Origin of the sequence: Bradyrhizobium sp. (genome assembly GCF_049798375.1) — a bacterium.
Lineage (GTDB): Bacteria > Pseudomonadota > Alphaproteobacteria > Rhizobiales > Xanthobacteraceae > Bradyrhizobium.
This window is the reverse complement of the sequence record NZ_JBARGP010000352.1, coordinates 1-13,398: the sequence shown is the minus strand read 5'-3', so window position 1 is coordinate 13,398 and position 13,398 is coordinate 1. Positions and strand designations below refer to the sequence as shown.

At 62.9% G+C, this 13,398-nt stretch carries 12 protein-coding genes and 1 pseudogene; 4 read left to right on the top strand and 9 right to left on the bottom strand.

Annotated features, from left to right (window positions below; genetic code table 11):
• Positions 1-446, bottom strand: a pseudogene (locus WA702_RS14860) (D-glycerate dehydrogenase); the annotation flags it as partial.
• A 314-nt stretch (positions 447-760) separates the two neighbouring features.
• Here WA702_RS14860 and WA702_RS14855 point away from each other — a divergent pair.
• A complete protein-coding gene (locus WA702_RS14855) occupies positions 761-1,288 on the top strand; it encodes an SH3 domain-containing protein (protein ID WP_425111291.1) in 528 nt (175 codons plus the stop codon).
• Positions 1,289-1,422: 134 nt separating this feature from the next.
• Here WA702_RS14855 and irrA read toward each other — a convergent pair whose 3' ends face one another.
• The gene (irrA, locus tag WA702_RS14850) at positions 1,423-1,866 is read right to left on the bottom strand and encodes an iron response transcriptional regulator IrrA (RefSeq protein WP_425111290.1); all 444 of its coding nucleotides are present in this window, start codon (positions 1,864-1,866) and stop codon (positions 1,423-1,425) included.
• 406 nt (positions 1,867-2,272) lie between these two features.
• On the opposite strand from irrA, the gene fabA reads away from it, so the two are divergent.
• The 3 genes from fabA (at position 2,273) to fabI (ending at position 5,057) form a co-directional block, all read left to right on the top strand.
• Positions 2,273-2,794 carry a bifunctional 3-hydroxydecanoyl-ACP dehydratase/trans-2-decenoyl-ACP isomerase gene (gene fabA / locus WA702_RS14845; RefSeq protein ID WP_425111288.1) on the top strand — a complete coding sequence of 174 codons (522 nt, stop codon included), beginning with the start codon at positions 2,273-2,275 and terminating at the stop codon, positions 2,792-2,794.
• 97 nt (positions 2,795-2,891) lie between these two features.
• Entirely contained in the window at positions 2,892-4,115 is a 1,224-nt protein-coding gene (fabB, locus tag WA702_RS14840; protein ID WP_425111287.1) for a beta-ketoacyl-ACP synthase I, read from the top strand.
• Positions 4,116-4,259: 144 nt separating this feature from the next.
• Positions 4,260-5,057, top strand: coding sequence for an enoyl-ACP reductase FabI (gene fabI, locus WA702_RS14835; protein WP_425111286.1), 798 nt, complete (start codon positions 4,260-4,262; stop codon positions 5,055-5,057).
• Between the two features lie 63 nt (positions 5,058-5,120).
• On the opposite strand, the gene WA702_RS14830 is transcribed toward fabI, so the two are convergent.
• From WA702_RS14830 to infB, 7 genes are all read right to left on the bottom strand, one after another.
• On the bottom strand, positions 5,121-5,945 hold the full coding sequence (locus WA702_RS14830; RefSeq protein WP_425111285.1) for a hypothetical protein: 825 nt from the start codon (positions 5,943-5,945) through the stop codon (positions 5,121-5,123).
• 106 nt (positions 5,946-6,051) lie between these two features.
• Positions 6,052-6,510, bottom strand: a complete 459-nt coding sequence (locus WA702_RS14825) for a GNAT family N-acetyltransferase (protein WP_425111284.1) — start codon at positions 6,508-6,510, stop codon at positions 6,052-6,054.
• A gap of 373 nt (positions 6,511-6,883) precedes the next feature.
• Positions 6,884-9,046 (bottom strand): polyribonucleotide nucleotidyltransferase, encoded by a 2,163-nt coding sequence (gene pnp, locus WA702_RS14820; RefSeq protein WP_425111283.1) that lies wholly within the window; start codon positions 9,044-9,046, stop codon positions 6,884-6,886.
• A 354-nt stretch (positions 9,047-9,400) separates the two neighbouring features.
• Positions 9,401-9,670: a 30S ribosomal protein S15 gene (gene rpsO, locus WA702_RS14815; RefSeq protein WP_231318025.1), complete on the bottom strand. Its 270-nt coding sequence runs from the start codon at positions 9,668-9,670 to the stop codon at positions 9,401-9,403.
• 2 nt (positions 9,671-9,672) lie between these two features.
• Complete coding sequence (truB, locus tag WA702_RS14810; protein WP_425111282.1) at positions 9,673-10,770, bottom strand: tRNA pseudouridine(55) synthase TruB; 1,098 nt, start codon at positions 10,768-10,770, stop codon at positions 9,673-9,675.
• The gene (gene rbfA / locus WA702_RS14805) at positions 10,770-11,189 is read right to left on the bottom strand and encodes a 30S ribosome-binding factor RbfA (RefSeq protein WP_425111289.1); all 420 of its coding nucleotides are present in this window, start codon (positions 11,187-11,189) and stop codon (positions 10,770-10,772) included. The genes truB and rbfA overlap by 1 nt, the downstream gene beginning before the upstream one ends.
• Positions 11,190-11,372: 183 nt before the next feature.
• Positions 11,373-13,398: translation initiation factor IF-2 (gene infB, locus WA702_RS14800; RefSeq protein ID WP_425111281.1), on the bottom strand; the 2,026-nt coding region annotated here is incomplete at its 5' end.

Here is a 13,398-nt window from a genome sequence, read left to right as displayed (position 1 = left end):
TGGCCGAGCATCCAGGTCGGCGACCAGCCCGCCCAGTTGGTCTTGCCCTCGGTGAGGATATCGGCGCCTTCGATCAGCCGGCGCGGCACCGCGAGGATCAGCGCCATGGTCATGTCGGCGGTGTCCTCGGTCAGCACCTTCGGTGTGTTGGTGACGGTGATGCCGCGGGCATGCGCCGCCGTGACGTCGATGTTGTCGACGCCATTGCCGAAATTAGCGATCAGCCTGAGTTTGCAGTCGGGCGCGTTGAGGATGTCGGCGGAGATATGGTCGGTCACCGTCGGCACCAGCACGTCGGCAGTGCGCACGGCTTCGGCGAGTTGCTCCGCGCTCATCGGGGTATCGTCCGGATTGATCCGCGCATCGAACAGCTCGCGCATGCGCGTCTCGATCGAATCCGGCAGCTTGCGTGTAACGACGACGAGAGGTTTTTTCCTAAGCGACATGTCCATCTCTCATGAGATCGTTCAGACCCCATTAACCGGGTTCGCCGAAACTACCAGTGTCGTCGGAACCGGGCGTTTCCTCGGGGCGGTGCAATTGGCCCTGACATTCGCCAGTTTTGCGTTCGGACGCGTCCTGGCTGCTTGCGTTCCGTCCTCTGTATCAGAAGGCCGGGCCAAGACAAGAAGCCGCGACGGGAACCGCGGCAAGCCCTCGTGAATGATGGCTGCCTCGCGACGGATTGGGATTTGGCGGAGCATGGCGCACCCGTACGCGGACGCGTCAATGCCGCAGGGATAGAGTGGGTTTGAGTTCGATGGCGTTTGGGCGTTTTCGTTGTTTGCTGGTGCTCGCGGCATGTCTTTCCTGTGTCGCGCTCGACGCGCAGGCGTCGGCCAGGGATTCCGTGCCAACGACATCCGGCCTGCCGGTGCCGCGCTATGTCAGCCTGAAGTCCGATCACGTCAATGTCCGCGCCGGTCCGACCAAGGACAATGACGTTGCCTGGGTCTATACCCGCACCGGCCTGCCGGTGGAGATCACCGCGGAATATGAGAACTGGCGCCGCGTGCGCGATTCCGAAGGCTCCGAAGGCTGGGTCTATCACTCGCTGCTGTCCGGCCGCCGCACCGCGGTCGTCACCATGAAGCACAAGGACGATCTCGCCGCGCTCTACGAGAGCGCGGACAAGACCAGCGAGGTCACAGCAAAACTGCAGGCCGGCGTCATCGCCCAGGTGAAGAAGTGCAATGCAAGCTGGTGCCACATCTCAGGCTCCGGCTTCGACGGCTGGATCGAGCAGCAGCGGTTGTGGGGCGTCTATTCCGACGAGCAGGTGAACTGACGTCGCGCCCGACCAGGCCGCGAGGCCGTCGCGAACGGCGCAATACCACGCGGTTCCGGAGTTCAGTAAGGAGCTCGCTCAAAATACAAATGGCCGGCAAAGCCGGCCATCAGGATCTCCACAGAGAGAAAAGCTCAGCGCTTCTTGCGCAGCCGCACCACCATGTCGATGCGGGCGATCTCGTAGCCGTCGGGCACTTCCGGCATCTTGGTCAACGCCAGATGCTGATCGGGAATGTCGACCAGTTCGTGATTGTTCTCGAGATAGAAGTGGTGGTGAGTGGTGACGTTGGTGTCGAAATAAGTCTTGGTGCCGTCGACACTGACCTGGCGGAGCAGACCGGCATCGGTGAGCTGGTTCAGCGTGTTATAGACGGTCGCGAGCGACACCGGAACCTTCGCCAGCGTCGCTTCCTCGTAGAGCATTTCGGCCGTGAGGTGGCGTGCACCTTTTCCGAACAGCAACCAGCCGAGCGCCATGCGCTGCCGGGTCGGCCGCAGGCCTGCCGATTGCAGCATTTCATTGACGTCATGCCACGGGCAGCCGTTGAGCGCCGGCTGTCGCCCGGAACTCAAGATCTCTGAATCGGCCCGGTCATGATCCGGTACGTTGTTGCCAAGGTCCACGTCAAACACCGCGAATTCGCACTACTAAACCGATATAGGGAGAACGGCCCACAGATGCAAGCTAGTCGCAACTGGTACCCATCTAGAAGGCTCCTAAAGTGAATTCGCCTCCGAACCGCAGCCTGCTGCGGCGATTTACCCGGTCGCGGCGCTTTGCCGCTGAGATCGCCTATGTTAGAGAGCGCCCGGACCCGATTTGACCCATTTTCGCGCCTGTCGGATGCCGGCTGGCATGCGGAAAGGGTATTGCGGCAAAGCCACTCGCGCCAGCGCTATTGTACCGGGCGCGTCCGGGAGGCGGAGCGGGTCCACTTCTTCGCGAAATGCTTAATCAGGATGTTGAGAGAGGCTATCTGGTATGCTGGATCGGCGCAGCAGTTACGAATATGAGGAGTTGCTGGCCTGCGGTCGCGGCGAGCTGTTCGGGCCCGGTAATGCGCAATTGCCGCTGCCGCCGATGCTGATGTTCGACCGCATTACCGAGATTTCCGACACCGGCGGTGAATCCGGTAAGGGCCTGGTACGCGCCGAACTCGACGTCAAGGCGGACCTCTGGTTCTTCGGCTGCCACTTCAAGAACGATCCGGTGATGCCGGGCTGCCTCGGGCTCGACGCGCTGTGGCAGATGGTCGGCTTCTATCTCGGCTGGAGCGGCGGCGAGGGCCGCGGCCGGGCGCTGGGTCTGGGCGACCTGAAGTTCTCCGGCCAAGTGGTGCCGACCGTCCGCAAGGTTGTGTACAACGTCGACATCAAGCGCGTGATGCGCTCAAAGCTAGTGCTCGGTATTGCCGACGGGTGGCTTTCCATGGACGGCGAGATTATCTATCGCGCCAAGGATCTGAAGGTCGGTCTGTTCAAACAGGGCGCGGCGCCGTCTTGAACTTGAATTGGGCGGGACCTCATAGGCACATTGCATCGTTAAGTGATTGGCATCGATGCGCGATGGCGCAGGAACACAAGGGTAAGGTGAGGCTGACATGAGGCGGGTTGTCATCACCGGGATGGGCATCGTCTCATCCATCGGCAACAACAGCCAGGAGGTGCTGGCGAGCCTGCATGAGGCGAAGTCCGGCATTTCCCGCGCCGAGAAATACGCGGAGCTCGGCTTCCGTTCGCAGGTGCAAGGTGCGCCGACGCTCAATCCGGCTGACGTGGTCGATCGTCGCGCGATGCGCTTCCTCGGCGAAGGCGCAGCCTGGAATCACGTCGCGATGGAGCAGGCGATCCAGGACGCCGGCCTGCAGCCGAACGAGGTCTCCAACATCAGGACCGGTATCATCATGGGCTCGGGCGGTCCCTCGACCCGGACACTGATCGAGGCTGCCGATATCACCCGGACAAAGGGTCCCAAGCGCATTGGGCCTTTTGCAGTGCCGAAGGCGATGTCGTCGACGGCGTCGGCCACGCTCGCTACCTGGTTCAAGATCAAGGGCGTCAACTACTCGATCTCGTCGGCCTGTGCGACCTCCAACCACTGTATCGGCAATTCCTACGAGATGATCCAGTACGGCAAGCAGGATATCATGTTTGCCGGCGGCTGCGAGGAGCTCGACTGGTCGCTGTCGATGCTGTTCGACGCGATGGGCGCAATGTCGTCCAAGCACAACGACACCCCGGCCACGGCCTCGCGTCCCTATGATGTGACGCGCGACGGCTTCGTCATTGCCGGCGGTGCCGGTGTCGTGGTGCTGGAGGAGCTCGAGCACGCCAAGGCGCGCGGCGCCAAGATCTATGCCGAGATCGTCGGCTATGGCGCGACCTCCGACGGCTACGACATGGTGGCGCCGTCGGGCGAGGGCGCCGAGCGCTGCATGCGGATGGCGATGTCGACCGTGAATACGAAGATCGACTACATCAACCCGCACGCGACCTCGACGCCGGCCGGCGATCCGCCGGAGATGGAGGCGATCCGCAAGGTGTTCGGCACTGGCGAGAAATGCCCGCCGATTGCCGCGACCAAGGCGCTCACGGGCCATTCGCTCGGCGCCACCGGGGTGCAGGAGGCGATTTATTCGCTTCTGATGATGAAGAACGGCTTCATCTGCGAGAGCGCCAACATCACCGAGCTCGATCCTGTGTTTGCGGACATGCCGATCGTGCGCAAGCGTATCGACAACGCGAAGCTCGGTACGGTGTTGTCCAATTCCTTCGGCTTCGGCGGTACCAACGCCACGCTGGTGTTCAAACAGCTGGACGCCTGACGTTTCCATCTGCGGACAATGATGTCCGCTCGCAATCATGGCCGGGCGGCCGCCGTCGATGGACGCGGGGACCGTCCCGGCCATTGGCGTGTTCGGGCGCTTCGTGACACAATGACGGCCTGACGACGTGGAGAGTGACGACGCATGCATGAGCTGATGAAGGGCAAGCGCGGGTTGATCATGGGCATCGCCAATGATCATTCCATCGCCTGGGGCATCGCCAAGGCGCTCGCAGCCCATGGCGCCGAGATGGCCTTCACCTATCAGGGCGATGCGCAGGCCAAGCGGTTGAAGCCGCTGGCGCAGTCGGTCGGTTCTGACATCGTGCTGCCCTGCGACGTCGAGGACATCGCCAGCGTCGATGCCATGTTCGAGCAGCTTCGCAAGAGCTGGGGTACGATGGACTTCGTGGTCCACGCGATCGGCTTCACCGACAAGAACGAGCTGCGCGGCCGCTACGCCGACACCACACGCGAGAACTTCGCGCGCACGATGCTGATCTCGTGCTTCTCATTCACGGAAGTAGCAAAGCGCGCGGCGCCGCTGATGACCAACGGCGGCGCGATGATCACGCTGACCTTCGGCGCCGCGATGCGGGCGATGCCGAACTACAACGTGATGGGCGTCGCCAAGGCGGCGCTGGAATCCTCGGTCCGCTATCTCGCCGCCGATTTCGGTCCGTCAGGCATCAGGGTCAACGCGATTTCGGCTGGTCCGATCCGCACGCTCGCCGGTTCCGTGATCGGCGATGCGCGCGCGATGTTCGCCTATCAGCAGAAGCACTCGCCGCTCGGCCGCGGCGTCACGCTTGACGAGCTCGGCGGCTCCTCGCTCTATCTGCTGTCGGATCTCTCCGGCGGCGTCACCGGCGAGATCCACTACGTCGATTCCGGCTTCAACATCGTGCTGCAGCCACGCCCGGAGAATTTGCCGCTGGAGTGAGGCCTGCTTACGCGAGCAGGCGGTTGATCCGCCGCAGGCGGGTTTGTCGATCGGCACACCGGTTCATTCCGCCTTGAGATAACGCGGCAAGTCCCGGTCGAGCTGCGCTGCAACGAGCGTTCGGATCCGATCGCGAAGCAAGTTGCTGCCCGGTGCGCTCGCAGGAGGGTCGGGAAAATCGACGTTGTCGAGCTTCTTGAGGGGGTCCTCGGTGATCCTCATGTCTTCGGCAAGCCGCGAGCCGATGTCTGCGCCGAAGCTGCCGACCTTTTCGTAGGATTGCCCATCGAGCATGCTGATTTGGATGTTCGCGAACAGATGCGAATGCCGGATGATCGAGCCGAGCCCCTGATTATAGGTACCGATACCGTTGAGCTCCAGGTTGGTACCCGGGATCTTTCCGTTGAACGTGGTGACGACGAGATAGCGCTGGCAGTTCGCATTGGCCGTGATGTCCCGGACAATCTGCGGCAGGGTCACCCGAGGACCAGGCGAGAATATCGATTTCGGGTGGTAGTAAAGTTCGAACGCGTCTTTCGGGACCGCGATCTTCCGAACACCGGGTGCGCCGCCGTTTGCCGCGCGGGCGTGCGCCACCACCAGATCGTCGAGACCCCACGCATCGATCGACACTTCGTTCACTTCGGTCTCGAACACCGTCACGCCAAATTTGTCGACCTCGAAGCGATTTCCGATCGCGGAGACGACGCCCAGGCTGCAGGGACCGGTCTCCGTCGCGGCCGGCTTGGCCACTTTCGGTTTAGCCTTCGGAGCAGCTTTCTTTGCTACAGGCTTGGCGGGGTTAACCGGTTGAGCGGTCGGCGCTTGCGCGTATGAAGGCGCAAGCAGGGCAAATGTGATCGGGACAACGGCGAGGATACGCAACATACTCGAAGAACTCGCGACGGGTGGCTTGGGTACACTGAAGCTAGAGCGTGTTCGCGCGTGTCGCAAGAAAAAGGTTCCGCCGCGCGAAGCGTTGCAAACACGCCCATCAGGCGTGTGCCTCGCGCTTCCAGCGATAATATTTCATCATTCGGCCGTGGGTCGGATCGACCTCTTCCTTCTCCAGCACGAAATTCTCGCGCTCGTACCAGCGCCAGGCCTTTTCGTTACCCTGCGCGCAGCGCAGCCAGATCTCGTTCGGCAGCAGCTGGCGGGTGAAGCCGAGCAGGCGGCGGCCGAGCGACTGGCCCTGATATGACGGCGCGATCATGAGCTGGTCGAGATAGAGTTTTGGCACATGCACCGCGAGCATCGCGGCGAGGTGACGGCCGTCATCGGCGACGTAGAGGCTCCAGCCTTCCGCGACTTCGCGCGGCAGACGTTCTTTCAAGATGGTCAGCAGTTTTTCGCTCGGCGTCTCCAGCCCGGTCGAGCACCAGCTTTCCATCCAGAGCTTCGCGATGGCGTCGTATTCGTCAGGAAGGGCGGGGCGGATGATCAGGGGCATGGAAGCGGTTTCGATCAAGACGTGAAGGCCGTCATTGCGAGGAGCGAAGCGACGGAGCTGTCAGGAAATAGACAGAAACGAGAACAAGTTTCGTAACAGATCGAGTCTGAAACCGAATCGAAGCAAGAACCTTGTTCACGTTTTTGTCTAAAAACTTACAGCCCCGACGAAGCAATCCAGAATCCTTGCTCAGCTCTGGATTGCTTCCGCCGTCGCCCTTCGGGCTATGGCGGACACGTCGCTTCGCTTGCAATGACGGCGTGGCGAAGCACGTGCTCTATCTCCAAAACTGTAGCCACAGTTGCGGTGTAACAGCAAAAACAAAAAGGGCGGCCCGAGAGGCCGCCCTTTGATGTCTCGATCGTGGCTCGGCTTACTCGCCGGCGGCCTCGCGCGGCGCGTCGGTGCCGCCTTCGGCCTTCTGCTTGGCCTCGAGGTCCTCGCCGGTGGTCTGGTCGACCGCCTTCATCGACAGCCGGGTCTTGCCGCGGTCGTCGAAGCCGAGCAGCTTGACCTTGACCTTGTCGCCTTCCTTGACGACGTCGGTGGTCTTCTGCACCCGCTTGTCGGCGAGCTGGGAGATGTGGACGAGGCCGTCGCGCGAACCGAAGAAGTTCACGAAGGCGCCGAACTCCATCACCTTGACGACGTTGCCGTCATAGATCTGGCCGACCTCCGGATCGGAGGCGATCGACTTGATCCACTTGATGGCGGCCTTCATGGCTTCGCCGTCGTTGGAGGCGACCTTGACGGTGCCGTCGTCCTCGATGTTGATCTTGGCGCCGGTCTTCTCGACGATCTCGCGGATCACCTTGCCCCCGGTGCCGATCACTTCACGGATCTTGTCGGTCGGGATCTTGAAGGTTTCGATGCGCGGCGCGTATTCGCCGAGCTCGGCGCGGGCCGCAGTCAGGGCCTTTGACATCTCACCCAGGATGTGGATGCGACCGTCCTTGGCCTGACCGAGGGCGACCTTCATGATCTCCTCGGTGATGCCCTCGATCTTGATGTCCATCTGCAACGAGGTGATGCCGTTCTCGGTGCCGGCGACTTTGAAATCCATGTCGCCGAGATGGTCCTCGTCGCCGAGGATGTCGGACAGCACCGCGTAGCGCTTGTCTTCGAGGATCAGGCCCATCGCGATACCCGCAGTCGGCCGCTTCAACGGCACGCCGGCATCCATCAGCGAGAGCGACGAGCCGCAGACGGTCGCCATCGACGACGAACCGTTGGACTCGGTGACCTCGGAGACCACGCGCGTCGTGTAGGGGAACTCGTGATGCGGCGGCAGCACCGGACGGATCGCGCGCCAGGCCAGCTTGCCGTGGCCGATCTCGCGGCGCTTGGTGCCGCCGAGGCGACCGGTCTCACCGACCGAGTAGGGAGGGAAGTTGTAATGCAGCAGGAACGTCTCTTTGTACGTTCCGGACAGCGCGTCGATGTACTGCTCGTCCTCGCCGGTGCCGAGCGTGGTCACGACCAGCGCCTGGGTCTCGCCGCGGGTGAACAGCGCCGAGCCGTGGGCGCGCGGCAGCACGCCGACTTCACAGACGATGTTGCGGACGGTCTTGGAGTCGCGGCCGTCGATGCGCTTGCCGGTGTCCAGGATGTTCCAGCGAACGATCTTGGCTTCCAGTTCCTTGAACACGCCGCCGACGCGGAGCTTGTCGTATTTCGGCTCCTGCCCTTCCGGGAAGAAGTGCGCCATCACCTTTTCCTTGACGGCGCCGACCGCGGCATAGCGCTCCTGCTTGACCGGGATCGCGTAGGCTGCGCGCAGGTCCTGCTCGGCGAGCCCGAGCATGTCCTTCTCGATCTCGCTGTTGTCGATCACCTTGACGTCGCGCGGATCCTTGGCGGCCTTCTCGGCGAGCTCGATGATCGCGTTGATGACCGGCTGGAAATGCCGGTGGCCGAACATCACGGCGCCCAGCATGATGTCCTCATTGAGCTCCTTGGCTTCCGATTCCACCATCAGCACGGCATCCGAGGTGCCGGCGACCACCAGATCGAGCTGGGTGTCGGTCATCTCGTCGAGCGTCGGATTGAGGATGTATTCGTCATTGGCAAAGCCGACGCGGGCGGCGCCGATCGGGCCCTTGAACGGCACACCCGACAGCGTCAGCGCAGCCGACGCGCCGACCAGCGCCACGATATCCGGATCGTTCTCCATGTCGTGCGACAGCACGGTCACGATCACCTGGGTCTCGTTGCGCCAAGCGTCGACGAATAGCGGGCGGATCGGGCGGTCGATCAGGCGAGAGACCAGCGTCTCCTTTTCGGTCGGGCGACCTTCGCGCTTGAAATAGCCGCCGGGAATGCGGCCCGCGGCATAGGTCTTTTCCTGGTAATCCACCGTCAGCGGCAGGAAGTCGACGCCTTCGCGCGGCGACTTGGCGGCGACGACGGTCGCGAGCACCACGGTCTCGCCATAGGTGGCAACCACGGCGCCGTCGGCCTGGCGAGCGATCTTGCCGGTTTCAAGCTTGAGGGGGCGTCCACCCCAGTCGATCTCGACGGAATGCTTATTGAACATTGATATCTTCTTTCATGAGGTCGGCGAAGGACAGTGCCCCAGAAACACAAAAACCATGCGCAAGATTGCGGGACGCTGAAACGGAATCAGCGTCCGGCGATCCTGCCATGGTTTTCGCATTTCGGATGGCGTCCATCCTTCCCGTAAGTAACGGGCATCTTGCCCGTTACGCCCAGCGGCCGGATTGCTGCTGGAGCGTACTGCAGAGTCTGCAAAGCCGGCTGGATTGCTGATCCAGCGTGTCCGGCTTTGCCTTTCAACGCACGATCCCGACGCACGAGAGCCAGGTTCGGCCTTTCGCAGGATCATGCAAAAACGCGCGCTCGAAGGCGCGCGCCTATTCCGAACAAAAGCTCAACGACGGATGTTGTGCTTCTCGAGCAGCGCCTTGTAGCGCGCCTCGTCGTTCTTCTTCAGGTAGTCGAGCAGCGAACGGCGGGTCGACACCAGCTTCAGCAGGCCGCGGCGGGAGTGGTTGTCCTTGCCGTGGGTCTTGAAATGGCCGGTCAGGTTGTTGATGCGTTCCGACAGGATCGCGACCTGCACCTCTGGCGAACCGGTATCGCCGGCCTTGGTGGCACTCGCCTTGATGATTTCCGCTTTGCGCTCTGCGGTCACCGACATCGTCAATCTCTTTCGTTGCGACCGGAGCTGGCTGTCAGTCCGGTCAGGTTGAACACGCGCTTGGGGATGAGTTCGCCATTGCCAATTTCGGCAAGCGCCAGAAGGCGGCCTGCGACCGTGACATAGACTGTGCCGCTACTATTGGGCGCATCCCGTCCGCGCAACAAAACGGCCTGGCCCCGGTGGAGCCTTGCCGCATCAGCCCGAGTGACGGCCAGTGCCGGGATGTCGTCCAGCGCGGTCTCAACGGGCAGGAGTGCGTCAGCGAAGCTACCCTCGCCGGACGCGGCTCTATTGCATAAAGCCTCCAACTGTTCCAGCGGAATCATGTCGTTCTCGGTAAATGGGCCCACCAGGGTCCGCCGGAGCGCGCTGATATGGCCGTAACAGCCGAGCAGGCGGCCCATGTCGCGGGCGAGCGCCCGGACATAGGTTCCCTTGCCGCATTCGGCCTCAAAGACCGAATGGGAGGTATCGGGTTGTTCCACGAGGGTCAGTTCGTGGATTTCGACCGGCCGCGGGGCCAGCTCAACCACCTCGCCGTCGCGCGCCAGATCATAGGCTCGCTCGCCCTGGATCTTGATCGCGGAATAGCGCGGCGGGGTTTGCTCGATCAGGCCGGTGAAGCGCGGCAGGAGGGCACGGATCGCCTCCTCGCTCGGGCGCTGTTCACTGGTCTGCACCGCGCGGCCCTCGGTGTCGTCGGTATCGCGCTCCTCGCCCCAGGTCACCGTGAAGCGGTAGCGCTTGCGGCCATCCATCACGAACGGAACGGTCTTGGTGGCTTCGCCGAGCGCGATCGGCAGCCCGCCCGAAGCCAGCGGATCGAGCGTGCCGGCGTGGCCCGCACGCTTGGCCTGGAACAGCCGCTTCGCCACGGCGACGGCCTGTGTCGACGTCATGCCGATCGGCTTGTCGAGCACGACCCAGCCATGGATGTCACGACGGTCGCGGCGTGGCTGGCCGTTATTCTGGCGCTGCTTGTTGCGCGGATCGTTGTTGTCGCGCGGCGCACGCTCGCTCGCGAAATTATTTTTTTTGACGTCGTCTGCCGCGGCGATTGTCACATCAATCGCGCCGGTTTCGGGGGGCATGGTCATCAGGTCTCATCCGAATCCGAATTAAGGTCTCTCTGCACCTCGGGTGTTCTCAGTAATTTCTCGATCCGTTCCGCCTCGTCGAATCGTTCGTCGACGCGGAAACGAATGTCGGGTGCAAATTTCAGGTTAACGCGCCGCGCGAGTTCGCCGCGCAGGAACTTCTTGTTGCGCTCCAGCGCTGCGACCACGGTCTCCGTGTCGCGTCCGCCGAGCGGCATCACGTAAATGGTCGCGAGTTTCAGGTCCGGCGACATCCGCACCTCGGGCACCGTAATGATGTGGCCTTCGAGGTCGGGATCGTGCGCACTACCCTGTGCAAGAATCTCGGCGACAGCGTGGCGCACGGTCTCGGCGACGCGCAGCTGTCGCTGCGATCCGCCGCCGGGTGCGGCGCTGCCTTTCTGATGATGGCGAGGCATTTTCAAAGATCCAATGGTCACCACCCGCGCGGATTGCGCGGGCGGCTCGAGGCCAATCCTGATGAGTTCGACGACTCTCTCTTCAGTTCAAAGAGATATCGAGTTCAAAAAGGGAAGGAGGTGCCCCGCGCTTGCTGCGGACCACCGGCTTCCTTTGCATTCCAACGCTCGTAAGATTCGGACTTACAGCGAGCGCTGGATCGTCTCCACGCGATAACATTCGATGACGTCGCCGGGGCGCATGTCGCCGTAGTTTTCGAAGGCCATGCCGCATTCCTGGCCGGCCTGCACTTCCTTCACCTCGTCTTTGAAGCGCTTCAGGGTCGACAATTTGCCTTCGTGAACGACGACGTTGTCGCGGATCAGGCGCACATTGGCGCCGCGTTCCACGGTGCCGTCGGTGACGCGGCAACCCGCGACCTTGCCGACCTTGGAGATGTTGAACACCTCCAGGATCTGCGCATTGCCGAGCATGGTCTCGCGTAGCGTTGGGGCCAAGAGACCGCTCATCGCCTTCTTCACGTCATCGACGAGGTCGTAGATGATGTTGTAGTAGCGAATCTCGATGCCGTTGCGCTTGGCGAGCGCCGCGGCTTCCTTGTTGGCTCGCACCGAGAAGCCGATGATCGCGGCATTGAAGCCTTCGGCCAAGGTGACATCCGACTCGCTGATACCGCCGACGCCGGCATGCAGGATGCGGGCGGCGACCTCGTCGGTGCCGAGCTTTTCCAGCGAGCCGAGAATGGCTTCCAGCGAGCCCTGCACGTCGGCCTTGATGACCAGCGGGAATTCCTTGCGGCCCGCGGTCTTCAGCTGCGACATCATCTGCTCGAGCGAACCGCGCATGCCGGAGACGGAGGCGGCGGCGTTCTCGCGCTTCTGGTGGGCACGATAGCCGGTAACCTGGCGGGCACGGGCTTCGTTCTCGACCACGGCGAGACGGTCGCCGGCTTCCGGCGGACCGTTGAAGCCGAGCACCTCGACCGGCACCGACGGGCCTGCTTCCTGCAGGCTCTCGCCCTGATCCGAGATCAGCGCGCGGACGCGGCCCATCTCGGCGCCGGCGACGATGATGTCGCCGACCTTGAGCGTGCCGCGTTGGACCAGCACGGTGGCCACCGGACCCCGACCGCGATCGAGCTTGGCCTCGATCACGGTGCCTTCAGCCGGACGATCCGAATTGGTCTTGAGGTCCAGAATATCGGCCTGCAGCGCGATCATCTCGAGCAAGCGGTCGAGATTGGTCTTGTTCTTGGCGGAGACCTCGACGTCGACGACCTCGCCGCCGAGCGATTCCACCTGCACCTCGTACTGCAGCAGCTCGGTGCGGACACGCTCGGGCTTGGCGTCCGGCTTGTCGATCTTGTTGATCGCGACGATCATCGGCACCTTCGCCGCCTTGGCGTGGTTGATGGCCTCGATGGTCTGCGGCATCACGCCGTCATCGGCAGCGACCACCAGCACCACGATGTCGGTGACCTTGGCGCCGCGGGCCCGCATCGCAGTGAACGCGGCGTGGCCGGGCGTGTCGATGAAGGTGATCTTCTTGCCGGAGTCCGGCGCAGTCACCTGATAGGCGCCGATATGCTGGGTGATGCCGCCGGCTTCGCCCGACACCACGTTGGCGTGGCGCAGCGCGTCGAGCAGCGAGGTCTTGCCATGATCGACATGGCCCATCACGGTCACGACCGGCGAACGCGGCTCGGTATCGCTGGAATCGTCGACGACATCGAACAGGCCTTCCTCGACGTCGGAGGCGGCCACGCGCTTGACGGTGTGGCCGAGTTCCTCGGCGATCAGCTGAGCGGTATCGGCATCGATCACGTCGGTGATCTTGTGCATCGCGCCCTGCTTCATCAGCATGCGGATCACCTCGACCGCACGCTCGGACATGCGGTTGGCCAGCTCCTGGATGGTGATCGCCTCCGGAATGATCACCTCGCGGATCAGCTTCTCTTTCGACTCGTTCGCGGCATGACCCTTGAGGCGCTGGGTGCGGCGGCGGAACGAGGCGATCGAGCGCTCGCGCACGTCGTCGGCCGTCAGCGCGGTGACCACCGTCAGGCGGCCACGCTGCTTCGCCGGTGCCGGCTTGGCGGTCGTCTTCGGGGCCATGACGGGGCGTGCGACGCCGCCGGGACCACGGCGGATCTGGCGCGGACCGTCATCCTCGTCCGGTCCGGCGGCGACGCCGGGCGCACGGCCGAGC

What these genes read in the sequence shown, in the direction of transcription:
- WA702_RS14855 (WP_425111291.1), top strand. Translation starts at nt 761, where the DNA reads ATGGCGTTTGGGCGTTTTCGTTGTTTGCTGGTGCTCGCGGCATGTCTT.
- rbfA (WP_425111289.1), bottom strand. Translation starts at nt 11,189, where the DNA reads ATGCCTCGCCATCATCAGAAAGGCAGCGCCGCACCCGGCGGCGGATCG.
- WA702_RS14825 (WP_425111284.1), bottom strand. Translation starts at nt 6,510, where the DNA reads ATGCCCCTGATCATCCGCCCCGCCCTTCCTGACGAATACGACGCCATC.
- pnp (WP_425111283.1), bottom strand. Translation starts at nt 9,046, where the DNA reads ATGTTCAATAAGCATTCCGTCGAGATCGACTGGGGTGGACGCCCCCTC.
- fabB (WP_425111287.1), top strand. Translation starts at nt 2,892, where the DNA reads ATGAGGCGGGTTGTCATCACCGGGATGGGCATCGTCTCATCCATCGGC.
- fabA (WP_425111288.1), top strand. Translation starts at nt 2,273, where the DNA reads ATGCTGGATCGGCGCAGCAGTTACGAATATGAGGAGTTGCTGGCCTGC.
- WA702_RS14830 (WP_425111285.1), bottom strand. Translation starts at nt 5,945, where the DNA reads ATGTTGCGTATCCTCGCCGTTGTCCCGATCACATTTGCCCTGCTTGCG.
- truB (WP_425111282.1), bottom strand. Translation starts at nt 10,770, where the DNA reads ATGACCATGCCCCCCGAAACCGGCGCGATTGATGTGACAATCGCCGCG.
- rpsO (WP_231318025.1), bottom strand. Translation starts at nt 9,670, where the DNA reads ATGTCGGTGACCGCAGAGCGCAAAGCGGAAATCATCAAGGCGAGTGCC.
- fabI (WP_425111286.1), top strand. Translation starts at nt 4,260, where the DNA reads ATGCATGAGCTGATGAAGGGCAAGCGCGGGTTGATCATGGGCATCGCC.